Source organism: Sphingorhabdus sp. EL138 (assembly GCF_900258045.1).
GTDB lineage: Bacteria > Pseudomonadota > Alphaproteobacteria > Sphingomonadales > Sphingomonadaceae > Parasphingorhabdus.
On the sequence record NZ_OGVD01000003.1, the window covers coordinates 781,109 to 788,651 of the forward strand.

General features: G+C 53.2%; 7 protein-coding genes. 3 read left to right on the forward strand and 4 right to left on the reverse strand.

From position 1 onward, the window contains the following. Window positions 1-25: 25 nt before the first annotated feature. Complete coding sequence (locus DK507_RS09875) at window positions 26-1,426, reverse strand: LPXTG cell wall anchor domain-containing protein (RefSeq protein ID WP_162558992.1); 1,401 nt, start codon at window positions 1,424-1,426, stop codon at window positions 26-28. 130 nt (window positions 1,427-1,556) lie between these two features. Here DK507_RS09875 and queF point away from each other — a divergent pair, with 130 nt between their 5' ends. Next, on the forward strand, window positions 1,557-2,027 hold the full coding sequence (gene queF, locus DK507_RS09880) for a preQ(1) synthase (RefSeq protein ID WP_109356178.1): 471 nt from the start codon (window positions 1,557-1,559) through the stop codon (window positions 2,025-2,027). Between the two features lies 1 nt (window position 2,028). Then, a complete protein-coding gene (locus DK507_RS09885; protein ID WP_109356179.1) occupies window positions 2,029-3,117 on the forward strand; it encodes a glutathione S-transferase family protein in 1,089 nt (362 codons plus the stop codon). Between the two features lie 16 nt (window positions 3,118-3,133). Here the strand turns inward: DK507_RS09885 and DK507_RS09890 are convergent, their stop codons facing one another. Continuing rightward, window positions 3,134-3,847 (reverse strand): glutathione S-transferase family protein, encoded by a 714-nt coding sequence (locus DK507_RS09890; protein WP_162558993.1) that lies wholly within the window; start codon window positions 3,845-3,847, stop codon window positions 3,134-3,136. Between the two features lie 173 nt (window positions 3,848-4,020). Here DK507_RS09890 and DK507_RS09900 point away from each other — a divergent pair, with 173 nt between their 5' ends. Further along, window positions 4,021-4,431 (forward strand): thioesterase family protein, encoded by a 411-nt coding sequence (locus DK507_RS09900; RefSeq protein ID WP_109356181.1) that lies wholly within the window; start codon window positions 4,021-4,023, stop codon window positions 4,429-4,431. 9 nt (window positions 4,432-4,440) lie between these two features. On the opposite strand, the gene DK507_RS09905 is transcribed toward DK507_RS09900, so the two are convergent. Both DK507_RS09905 and DK507_RS09910 read right to left on the reverse strand, forming a co-directional pair. Then, the gene (locus DK507_RS09905) at window positions 4,441-6,021 is read right to left on the reverse strand and encodes a helicase HerA-like domain-containing protein (protein ID WP_109356182.1); all 1,581 of its coding nucleotides are present in this window, start codon (window positions 6,019-6,021) and stop codon (window positions 4,441-4,443) included. A 104-nt stretch (window positions 6,022-6,125) separates the two neighbouring features. Next, window positions 6,126-7,543, reverse strand: a 1,418-nt coding sequence (locus DK507_RS09910; RefSeq protein ID WP_109356265.1) for a Do family serine endopeptidase, incomplete at its 5' end; no start/stop codon positions are given.

Here is a 7,543-nt window from a genome sequence, read left to right on the forward strand (position 1 = left end):
TGCAGAAGTGTGGAACTTCTGCCTATCAGGTGTTTAGTGCGCGCTGTCCAACAGGACTGAAACTTCGCGGTCCAAGATCAAGTCTGAAGGGGGCCATTTTCGGGCGTGGTGGTTCATATTCCCGGCCTACGATAAACGATGCAGACTGCTCGTTCTCGACATCTTGATGGTCGGTATACCGAACCACAAATCGGGCGAGAGGTATAAACAACGCCTGTGATTTGAATGTGATCGGGCGGATTGTGCTGAGCGGCAGGCGTATATCTCCCTCGAGGGTCACGGTTTCGCCGGCGAGCAGGCTTTGAGCCTTATGAAGCAGCTCGCCCTTTTGTGCATCATGATTTCGGGCAATTTCGGAATCTGCCTGCATCATCAGGCCGGATAGGCAAATATCCCGCATATCTTCATCTGACATATTGGTGAGGGTGATTGCATAGTCGAGGACTGCATTCAGCAGCGTCGAGGACGCTCCGGTGGCCGTAAATTCTATTCGAAGACGATCGGATGAAACCTTTTTTGCTCCGCCTGTTGGTTTTAGGGTCGCTGGCGGAGGCGACGGGGCAGTGGGTGCGGCTCCGGGAGCAGTGCCTAAACTAGACACGATAAAACCGTTTGATGATATTGGTGATGGTTTCTCAGGCTCCGCTGGATTGGGCGGCGAATAGATTTTGGGCGTCGGCTTACGAGATGTTGGCACGAGCACCGGCCGGGCCGCTGGCTCAGGCTGCAGATCGTCAACAACTTCCTCTTCGTGGACGGGCATGGCTGCTTTGCGCCGCCAGAAGAATACTCCCAACCCGCCAAACAACAGAAGGGCTAAGCCTCCGGCGAGATAATGGAAGATATTGGCTTCAGAACCTGTTGCACGAGGGGTTGCGGATGGGGCGGCCTCTGGCGCGATATCCGGAGCCGGTGCGTCTGACGGCAGCGGCTGACCGGGTAAAGCGGTTGTGAAACCGGGCTGTGGCTGATTTTCGTTTATGGATGGCGCGCGAGGCGTCGGGGTAGCGTTTGAATTGCTGTTTGGTTGCTGTGCTGATGTGACGGGCGGCACGGAACTGACTGGTGTGCTCGGGCGCGCATTTTCCTGCGGCGTTGACTGATTTGAACTATTATTTGTCGGAGTGGTTTCGGCCTGTGGCAAGGGTGTGACGGGCACAGGTTGAGCACTTGGTGCAATCGTGCCGGGACTTGGTGTAGCCTGCGGCGGCGCTGCGTTTTCTTCAACCGGTCCCTCGGCCTGATTGCTGGCAGGCGTCTGACCGTCGCCAGGCGGCAGTGAATAATCGCTAACGGATGGGAGTTCGGGTAGAGGCTCCGGCGGCAATGACCGGGGCGCGGCCTGACCTTGTGCGGATGGTGCATATACCGCAGAAAGTCCAAGCACACCGGCAATCATCAATGCCAGCGATCTTGCGCGCATCATTGGTTTCATGAAATTTATTGCCATCGCCCTTCGTGACCCTGAACCGCATTCTTACCGCTTCATTCGCTGAACCATCAATGAATATGCGAGCAGGGATGACATGAGCCGCCCCGTGCATTAGATGACCTGCATGACAGATAATGACACGCCCGAAGTAGCGCCTCGTTTCCTGGGTCAGGACAGCGCGTTGCCAACATCTCCCGAGGAAGCGGTCTTGGACTATGTTCCAAATCCGCGAGATGGAGAGCTCTATCTCACACGCTTTGCGGTACCGGAATTCACCTCGCTTTGTCCGGTGACTGCACAGCCTGATTTTGCGCATCTGGTCATTGATTATGCTCCGGACAAGACGATTGTCGAATCCAAATCGTTGAAGCTTTTCTTGGGATCATTCCGCAATCACGCGGCCTTTCATGAAGACTGCACTGTAGGCATTGGCCAGCGACTTTTCTCTGAAATGAAGCCGAAATGGCTACGTATCGGTGGTTACTGGTATCCTAGAGGCGGCATTCCGATCGATGTTTTTTGGCAGTCAGGAGAACCACCCAAGGGGCTCTGGATTCCGGATCAAGGCGTTGCATCTTACCGAGGAAGGGGTTGATATGACCCACAAATTGTACGCGGCGCCGCTATCCCTCTATTCGGGCAAGGCCCGTGCCTATCTTGATTGGAAAGGCATAGACTATGAAGAAGTGCTTGCTTCAGGTGATGTCTACAAAGATATTATCGTCCCGAAAGTCGGCCGTCCTGTAATTCCAGTATTGGATACTGATGATGGCCGGACCATTCAGGATACGACCTGTATCATCGACCATTTTGAAGACGTTGCAGATGGCCCTTCTGTTTATCCAGATACTCCGAAACAGCGGCTTGTCGCATTGTTGCTAGAGACTTTCGGCGATGAATGGCTGGTGATCCCTGCGATGCATTATCGCTGGAACTATAATGAAGAGTGGGTTTACGGCGAATTTGGCGCATCTTCAGCACCCCATGCGAGCAAGGAGGAGCAACTCGTTATCGGGCGAGGCGTAGGATCCAATTTTAAAGGCTTCTGTCCGGTCTTGGGGATTAACCCCGAAACTATACCTGCCATCGAGGTTAGTTATGAAGCGCTATTGGCTGACCTAGACACCCATTTTGCGGAGCATGATTACCTGTTGGGATCGCGACCATCTATTGGGGATTATGGTCTAATCGGTCCACTTCATGCGCATCTTTATCGTGATCCGGCGTCGGGCGAGATTATGAAACGCCTCGCGCCGCGGGTTGCGGCATGGGTTGAACGCATGGTTGATGTCAAAGCGCCTTTATCTGGTGAATTCTTGCCGGGTGACGAAGTGCCGGATACATTGATCCCCGTGCTGGAACGGATGATGGGCGAGCAGATACCATTTTTGCAAACCACCGCCGATATGTTTGATGCATGGGCAGAGGCCAACAAAGGGGCTGATATCCCCCGCGTTGTCGGCATGGCGGATTTCATCGTAGAAGACGTGACGGCTCAGAGGATCGCACCGCCGTTTAGCTTGTGGATGCTGCAACGCGCACTGGACTATTATGAGGGATTGGATGAAGCTGACAGATCGGCTGTAGATGAATTTCTATTCTCTATCAAAGGGGTACAAGGGTTTCAGAATTTTGCACTGGAACGACCCTTGGCGTTTGAAAATTTCAAACTGGCGCTGGCATAGTCGGCAAAACCGGGCCTCAATGTTGGCCATCAGGGAACCATAAGGCGCCGCAACGTTGCACATAGGGGGCAAAGTTGCTGTGCGATTTTGCCGCATCGAGCAACGGTCCGGGCAGTTCCTCAATCAGGTTATTGGCGATGATTGGATAGGCAACCGCATCAAGGCTGCTGGGTTTGTCCCCGAACATGAAATCTTTCTCGCACAGTTGCGCCGTTAGTGCCGCCAGATCGGCGGCCCCAAAGGTGTAGATATCGTCCACGGTATGACGCCCGATACCTTGCGCCTGCAGTCCTTTTTTGACTTGTTTCTGCGCGATCATTGGCACCAGATTGCGGATCAAAGGCGGCATGCCGCCAAACCAGAAATTCTTGATAATCGGCCAGTTATGGTCATCAATCCAGCGGCTATAGAGGGTCACCCAATAAAGCCGTTCTTCGATCATCCGCGCCATGGCATGAGAAATGGCGCGCTGTTCCTCCGTGAGACCGGCATCAAAATCGATACCATATTTGTCCTCCAGATGGCGTTTGATCAATGTTGTATCGGCTACTTCGTTTCCATTATCGATCAGGAAAGGTAGCTTGCCCTTTGGCGCTTTGCGCGGGTCGTCCATGATTTTGGTTTTATATTCGATCCCCGCCATCTTCAGTAAAATCTCTCCCTTCATGCAAAAGGGGCTCGGGTTCGGTACGCCAAAACCCGATTGGAACTGTATATATTTAATGGCCATTTCCATGTTCCCCGTCGATTCATCCGCCAACGACATATCATAAAAAATTGTTGCCATCCGGCATCATAATGCAACGTCATGTCGCTTTTTTGCTTTTGCCCTATCAATCGCCCGCCGCTAACATTATTGTTAGCACCATGAGCACCATGAGCACCATGAGCACCATGAGCACCATGAGCACCATGAGCAGCATCCCCCATCACTACAACATTGCCATCGAGCCTGATGATATTGACTTCATGGGCCATGTGAACAATGCCAACTACCTGAAATGGGTGCAGGACGCTGTTGTCGCCCATTGGGAAAAAATCGCGCCGTCAGAGGCGGTGGCGACACATTTGTGGGTCGCGTTGAAACATGAGATAACCTACAGAAAACCGGCCTTTTTGGACGATGATGTGATTGCCGAAGTGCTGCTGGAAAAAGTCCATGGCGCGCGCGCTTTTTACAGCACGGTTATCCGCCGGGGCGAAGATGTACTAGCTGAGGTGCAATCCAGCTGGTGCTGTGTTGACGCAGATACACTGCGTCCAATGCGAATCGCCAAGGAGATTGCCGCCAATTTCTTTGGCAGCAAAGACTGAATTGAACGCTTAGCGCATCAACCCGCCGATCAGATTGCGAACAAACCGTCCGGCTACCGGCCCAGCCAGATCGGTCGCAATCGAACCAACTGCCGAGGTAACACCGGATCGCATAGGATTGGCGCGTGATTTTTTGCCGAGCATGGTTGAGGCGGCGATGCCTGCTGCGGACCCCATCGCGACTTTCGCGCCGCGACTAAACGCTTTTTCCCAGATACTCTTGCTCTTGCGCGGTTGCTTGCGGACTTCCTCTTCGCCCTTTTCCTCGACTTCTTTGGCGGTTTCGGTAGCGTCGATAACTTTTTGCGCCAATATCTCCTCGGCGCTGTTCCTGTCTATCTCCTCATCATATTTGCCATCATAGGGCGAAATGGACTGCATGATCGCGCGTTCTTTGGCGGTGATCGGTCCTAGGCGAGAGCGCGGCGGCTTGATCAATGTGCGTTGGACAATAGACGGTGCGCCATCTTCCATCAAAGTTGACACCAAAGCTTCACCGACGCGCAGTTCGGTAATCGCTTCCTCCACATCCAGATCAGGATTGATCCGGAAGGTATCGGCGGCGGCCTTGATCGCTTTCTTGTCCCGCGGGGTAAAGGCGCGCAGTGCATGCTGTACACGATTGCCCAGCTGTCCGGCGACATCCTCCGGAATGTCGACGGGGTTCTGGGTGACAAAATAGACACCTACGCCTTTAGACCGGATCAATCGTACGACCTGTTCGATCTTGTCTTCCAGAGCTTTTGGAGCGTCTTCGAACAGCAGATGCGCTTCGTCAAAGAAGAATACCAGTTTCGGTTTTTCCGGATCGCCGACTTCGGGCAGCGTTTCAAACAGTTCCGCGAGCAGCCAGAGCAGAAAAGTCGCATAGAGTTTCGGGCTGCGCATCAACTGATCGGCGGCCAGGACATTTATATAACCGCGACCTTGATCATCGCATTTGATGAAATCATCAATTTCCAGAGCCGGTTCACCAAAAAACTGGCCCGCGCCCTGACTGTCAAGTTGCAGCAACTGGCGCTGGATTGCTCCGACACTGGCTTTGCTGACATTTCCGTATCTGGCCGACAGTTCTTTTGCATTTTCCGCCGTGTAGGCGAGCATAGATTGCAGGTCCTCAAGGTTCAGCAGCAACAGCCCTTCTTCATCGGCAAAGCGAAAGACGATGTTAAGCACGCCTTCCTGCGTGTCATTGAGGTCCATCAAACGTGCGAGCAGCAGGGGCCCCATTTCTGTAATGGTTGTGCGGATTGGGTGGCCTTGTTTGCCATAAAGATCCCAGAATATAGCCGGATTGTCGGAATAGGCGTAATCATCCATGCCCAGTTCCTTCGCCCGCCCTTCCAGTTTGTCCGCATGTTTGAAGGTGGAAGAACCGGCCATAGAGATGCCGGCTAGATCGCCCTTCACATCTGCGACAAAAACCGGAACGCCGTTGGCAGAAAAACTCTCCGCTAGTCCTTGGAGCGTTACGGTTTTACCGGTTCCGGTGGCACCGGCGATCAGGCCATGGCGATTGGCGCGTTTGAGGTTCAGGCTTTGGCGTTCATCCCCGCCTAATCCCAAAAATATCTCTGTTGCTTCAGCCATAGCGAATCCCCTCAAATATCTGAGTTGGAAGGATATCCTTGACCCAGCAAAAAGGCCAGCGCGATACGCTGGCCTTTGGGTAATGTTACAATTTTGAGCCGGAGTTATTCGTCATTCAGTCGAACACCCACAAATCTTGGATCACGGCTGCCTTGTCTGACTTGCAATAGTACAGCTTCACGGTTTGACCGTTTGGCAGCGCTGATCGCTTTGTCCAAATCCGATGCGGTATTGATCGGGCGACGGTTTACGCTGATGATAACCGTGGTGCGTCTGATGCCTTTGCGAGCGGCATCACTATTGGGATCGACCGTTGATACAACAACGCCTTTTTGTGATGAGGGAACACGGATTTGACGTGCAATGGCAGGCGTCAGATCGACGACAGACAGTCCAAGCGCTTCAGCCGTAGCTTCCGCGCTAGCTCCATCTTCGTCTGTGCCCATGGGATCTTCGGCATCAGGATCAAAGTTACTCGCGGCCAATTCTTCCTCTGATGGCCTTTCTCCAAGCGTTGCATTGACCTTTATCGTTTTACCATCTCGCAGCAATTCAATGGGAACCTTTGTGCCAACGGGCAGGTTAGCAACCAGGTAAGAGAGGGTCTGATCCGGGGTCACGGCCTGCCCATTCACCTTCACAATAACATCACCAGCCTGAATGCCAGCCTTAGAAGCGCCTTCGCCTGCCTCAACACGCTGGACAAATTCACCACGATTTTTCTGAAGGCCAAGCGAGTCCGCCAAATCTTCGGTCAGCGGGCTGATTTGTACACCGAGATAACCGCGTTCAACTTTTTCGCCTTTACGCAATGTGTTAACAATCGGAACCGCTACCTCTGCAGGGATGGCAAAGCCAATACCAACATTGCCACCCGTTGGCGAAATAATGGCATTGTTAATACCGATCACATTGCCGTTGAGATCGAACATCGGCCCGCCACTATTGCCGCGGTTGATGGATGCATCTGTCTGAAGGAAACGGTCATAGGCACCGCCTTGTCCGGTGTTCCGGTGAATGGCCGACAAAATGCCTGTGGTTACTGTTCCGCCAAGACCGAACGGGTTGCCGATCGCAATAACCCAGTCGCCGACACGAGCGCCCTGGCTATCGCCAAATTTTACAAAAGGCAGGTCTTTGTCGGCATTGATTTTCAGAACGGCGATATCAGATGCAGCATCCCGACCTACCAAGGTTGCTTCATATTCTGTCCGATCCGGCATGATTACGGTGATTGTTTCAATCGTCGCGTTGCGATTGCCGGGGGCAACCACGTGGTTGTTTGTGACTACATAGCCGTCAGCGGAAATGATAAAGCCAGAACCAAGGGATTGGGCCTGGCGGGTCTGTCCGCCATTGCTTCCACCGCGGCGGTTTCCGAAAAGACCATCAAATGGTGTGCCGGCGAATGGGTTATTTCTTACCCGTACGCGCTGTGTGGTAGAAATGTTTACAACGGCTGGCTGCAATTGCTCGGTCAGGTCGGCAAAGCTCATCGGCGCGCCTGGGCGCGGCGCAGCGG

Bases quoted from the DNA above. Each gene is read 5' to 3' on its own strand.
- DK507_RS09890 (WP_162558993.1), bottom strand. From the start codon at position 3,847: ATGGCCATTAAATATATACAGTTCCAATCGGGTTTTGGCGTACCGAAC.
- queF (WP_109356178.1), top strand. From the start codon at position 1,557: ATGACAGATAATGACACGCCCGAAGTAGCGCCTCGTTTCCTGGGTCAG.
- DK507_RS09905 (WP_109356182.1), bottom strand. From the start codon at position 6,021: ATGGCTGAAGCAACAGAGATATTTTTGGGATTAGGCGGGGATGAACGC.
- DK507_RS09885 (WP_109356179.1), top strand. From the start codon at position 2,029: ATGACCCACAAATTGTACGCGGCGCCGCTATCCCTCTATTCGGGCAAG.
- DK507_RS09875 (WP_162558992.1), bottom strand. From the start codon at position 1,426: ATGATGCGCGCAAGATCGCTGGCATTGATGATTGCCGGTGTGCTTGGA.
- DK507_RS09900 (WP_109356181.1), top strand. From the start codon at position 4,021: ATGAGCACCATGAGCAGCATCCCCCATCACTACAACATTGCCATCGAG.